Raw genomic sequence first — 3,164 nt, 5'->3', positions numbered from 1 at the left:
CCATCCTTATTTATGATTTGAAGCGCCTCTTCAAACCTTGGGATAAAACCTGTTAGGTATTCAAAATTTGACCCGTGCTCCTTATCTGCATAGATAACTAGAGAAGATAGGCCAAAGTCTTCCATGTTTTTTAGAACTTTAGCGAGTCTTTCTTCATAGGTCGCATCGGATAAAATCACTGGTTTTCTATCGTTATCAGGCTGGGGAGCCTGGATTTTTTTGTAAGTTACTTTCACTTATTCCTCCTATATGATTTATAAATAAATTTATTCATACATAACCTACTATACAAGAAGACAAAGATATATAAAGAATTATAAATAAGAAGTTAAAGTCATTTTTATATTGATTTTATGGGAAAAATAAATATAATGATTGCAATATAAGCAAGAAAAACAAAGGGAGATTTATGACTAAATTTAAGAAAACTTTCGCGACAGCCCTAACCCTAGCCCTAGTATTTGGAGTAGGATCTAAGGCATTCGCCGATGAAGATACAGACTCACTTTTTAATATTTTGACAACCGATATAGCAGAAAACCAAGAAGATAAGTCCCAAGAAGGCGAAAAGGACAAAGATAATAACTACGAAACCGACCCTGCCTACAAGGAAGAATTCGATGCTCGTTTCAATCTCTACCAAAGAATAATACTTGCCAAAGAGATGGGCAATATCGAAATAGATGGCTTTATAGACATCCTAAACAAAAAGGCAGCTACAAAAGAAGACCTAGAAAAAGCCTTAGTAGAAATCAACAAATTAATCGATGAGTCAGACGAGAAAATCGCCCTAGACCTAGATATAGACGGTGTTAAGAGAGATGTAAGAGACTATATCCTCTACGGCAAGCTATTTTTCTTAGATAATCTAGATAAGAAAGATATCAAAAACCTCTACCTCTTCTATGAAGCAACAGTCAACTCCTACACCTTCACCAGATCAAGTGACGAGGAGAAAAAGCCCCTCATGCCAGTCCTTGAGGAAATCTACGACTATATCCTAGAAATAGACGAAAAGGTAAAGGGAAAGATTGAAATAACAGAAGAAGATAAGACAAAGACAAATGATCTTATAAATAAATTAGAAAAAGCCCTAGAAGAGAAAATAAAAGAAAATGCAAATACAGAATCAACCGAAGTAGAAAAAACATCCTACCAAACAGGAGGAGATGAAGTAGATGGAGAGCTTAACGAAGACTCCGCCTTCTACAAGTCAGATAGAGAAGGTATCAAGGACGCTTACACTAATCTTGATAAAAAACAAAGGGAATTTTTAGACCAAATAAACAAAGACAACAACGATGAAATCTCAGAAGAAGAAATCACTGAGGGCGGCTATAGCCTACCCCTAGAAGGACCAAGTGAATTTATAAAACCTTTCTTAGTAAATCAGACTGATAAAAAATCAGTCGAACTAGAAAGTAAGGAAGTAGCAAGCGAAACTAGCAAAGAAGAACCAAGCAAAGAAGCTACAACTACTGCTCCAAACCCAAACTCCTCAAACCCACCAGAAACTGTAACCCTCTCCCAGGGGGAAAATACCCAAGGCACCGAGGAAAAAGAAGAAGTCAAAAAAGAAGACGCTCCACCCCTACTAACCCGCGCCGCAAGCCAGGTAAAAACAGGAATAGAGAGCATAGGCTACCTAGGAATCATCCTAGTAGTAGCAATAATAGCCTTCGTGGTATTAAATAAGAAAAAAGAAGATAAGTAAAAGCAAGAGGACCTGCCAGGGTCCTTTTTCTTTGCCAAAGCTAACCTAATTCACTTATCTAATTTACTAGGGCCAAGTATAATAATAAAAATAAAAGCAAGGAGAAAAGCATGACAAAGAAAATCATCACAGCACTAGCCCTAATCCTTTCCCTTACTGCCTGCAAGCCAGCCGAGAAAGAGGTCAAGGAACCAGTCAAAAAAGTAGAAATCGAAGCAAGTAAAAAATCTGATCAAAAACCTGATAAAAAAGAAGCAAAAGAAGAAAAAAATATAGAAGATAAAGTGCCAGCTAAAACAAAAGAAAAGGCAAATCAAGATAGCGAAATCTTCGATAAGCTACAAGGAAAAGAGTTTAGCTCCTACCTAACAAACGGTAGTGAAAGAATAGTCTTTTATAAAGACGGCAAATTTGACGGAGCTTGGTGGAGTGGTGACGGCATGTCCATGCTAGCCAACCTCTACACTGGCAAATTTTCAGATCCTAAAAAAATAGACGATAAGACCTATTCTGTAAAGCTTGAAACCATGGAATATCAAAGCCCTACCTCAGGCAAAGATCCTCAAGATGAGAATATAGAATATATAGAATCTCAATATTTTGATAAAAAATGATAGGAGACGAATATATAATCCGCCTGCCAGGCACAAGTCTAGCAGAGCTTGATAAGGCCAACACCGGCTACATGTTTGACTACAATCCTGATGTAGAAAATGGCATAGTAAATATGTACACCTTCTCAAAAACAGGCCTAGACCTTTTCCCACAATTTGCAAGCTGCCTATTTTTAACAGAATCAAAGAACGCCCCAAAAAGATCCATAAATGAAAATACAAACTACTTTACAAGTGATATTTATGGGGACAGTAACAAAACTCAGTCAGAAGATAAGGCAAAGGAAAAATCCCAAGCCCAAAACGCTCCTAAAAAAACCAGCGGCATAAACCTCCCACCAGAACCAATTGGCCAAATAGACCACGCCACTCAAATCGATATGGGAGAAGTGTTTTTTTCAAACTATCTAGTAGGCAAGGAAAAATCCATAGGTGATGATCTAGAGTCTGACGAAAGCATTAACTTTATAAAAAATAAACCCGAAGCCTTTTATAATCTAGACTACTCAAAAGACTACATCGACAGATTAGAAAATAAAACCCTAAGCGATGTGGACTTTGGAAGTGATGACCCTCAACCAATAATCAAAGTCCTAGGAGAAATCATAGATGGCAAAAAACTAAGAGAAGACATAGACAATCAGTACGTAAATATCTACGAATACACCCTCCCTGCAAGGACAAGAGACGGCGAAAAAATCCTAATAAGCCTAGTCTACATGGGAGATATAGACACAGCCACCTTCATCACAGAAGAAGGCACCGAGCTCGTAAAAGCCTGGGCCCTACCACTAGGAACCTACACCATAGACCACAAAGACTACGGCAAAATAAAA

Annotated in this window: 3 protein-coding genes and 1 pseudogene; 3 read left to right on the top strand and 1 reads right to left on the bottom strand. The window is 37.7% G+C overall.

What is annotated here, in order from left to right; translation table 11 throughout:
* Window positions 1-236 (bottom strand): annotated as a pseudogene (locus Q0410_RS07625) (Xaa-Pro aminopeptidase); the annotation flags it as partial.
* A gap of 173 nt (window positions 237-409) precedes the next feature.
* On the opposite strand from Q0410_RS07625, the gene Q0410_RS07620 reads away from it, so the two are divergent.
* The 3 genes from Q0410_RS07620 to Q0410_RS07610 form a co-directional block, all read left to right on the top strand.
* Complete coding sequence (locus Q0410_RS07620; RefSeq protein WP_299035184.1) at window positions 410-1,714, top strand: hypothetical protein; 1,305 nt, start codon at window positions 410-412, stop codon at window positions 1,712-1,714.
* A 110-nt stretch (window positions 1,715-1,824) separates the two neighbouring features.
* Entirely contained in the window at window positions 1,825-2,328 is a 504-nt protein-coding gene (locus Q0410_RS07615) for a hypothetical protein (protein WP_299035181.1), read from the top strand.
* On the top strand, window positions 2,325-3,164 hold an 840-nt coding region (locus Q0410_RS07610; protein WP_299035178.1), incomplete at its 3' end, for a hypothetical protein. The genes Q0410_RS07615 and Q0410_RS07610, both read left to right, overlap by 4 nt.

Source organism: uncultured Anaerococcus sp., from assembly GCF_937934665.1.
In the GTDB taxonomy this organism is placed as follows: Bacteria; Bacillota; Clostridia; order Tissierellales; family Peptoniphilaceae; genus Anaerococcus.
Note: the sequence above shows the minus strand (reverse complement) of the source record. Positions and strands in the feature narration are given on the sequence as shown.